At 54.1% G+C, this 686-nt stretch carries 1 protein-coding gene; it reads left to right on the forward strand.

Features of this window, described 5'->3' with window-relative positions; translation table 11 throughout:
- Positions 1-83: 83 nt before the first annotated feature.
- Positions 84-617 carry a hypothetical protein gene (locus P0D70_RS36725; protein ID WP_091792847.1) on the forward strand — a complete coding sequence of 178 codons (534 nt, stop codon included), beginning with the start codon at positions 84-86 and terminating at the stop codon, positions 615-617.
- Positions 618-686 lie beyond the last annotated feature (69 nt).

Below are 686 nucleotides of genomic sequence, written 5' to 3' on the forward strand. Positions count from 1 at the left end.
CATGCGCAACGTAGGGTCATCACTATCCGGGCAGAAGCATCGCGTAGACTTGGCGCGAAACAACTTTGCTCCATGGATCCAGGATGACCCTGTTACGGCAGTCGATCGAAACTTACCTTCTTGCGAAGGACGGCAACCGCCCGCATCTCATGTCCCGCGCATTCGCTGCCGATGCGGAGCTCGTGATGGAGGTCAAGACTGACGAGATATCGTTTCCTTCAACGGTGAAAGGCCTGAAGGGCATATCAGAGACGCTGGTAAGTCAGTTCGCGCAACGTTACGAAAATATCTATACCTTTTGCATGGAGGTTCCGCCGGACCACGCGAGCGCATTTAGTTGCAAGTGGCTCGTTTGCATGACGGAAAAAGTTTCGGGCGCAGTGCGTTTGGGTTTCGGGAGCTACGCATGGTTGAGTCGAGATGATTCTGGACTGGTTGCGAAGCTTGAAATCACCATTGAAGAGATGAAAACGCTGCCAGGTGAACTCGGAGATTCGATCCTGGGATGGGTAAGCTCACTTCCTTATCCATGGTGTCCACTCGATCTGCTGGTGCGAAGCGCCCCGAACATCCGGGCAGTTGAGGAGGTTGCGAGGAATCTTGCGCGTAGCCAGTAAAGAAGATCAGAGGGTGATGCGATAGTCCACTAACGGCCAGGTGAAGGGCGTGGTCATTGACCGCCTGGA

This window comes from Paraburkholderia sp. RL17-381-BIF-C (genome assembly GCF_046026435.1).
GTDB lineage: Bacteria > Pseudomonadota > Gammaproteobacteria > Burkholderiales > Burkholderiaceae > Paraburkholderia.

Bases quoted from the DNA above. Each gene is read 5' to 3' on its own strand.
- P0D70_RS36725 (WP_091792847.1), top strand. From the start codon at position 84: ATGACCCTGTTACGGCAGTCGATCGAAACTTACCTTCTTGCGAAGGAC.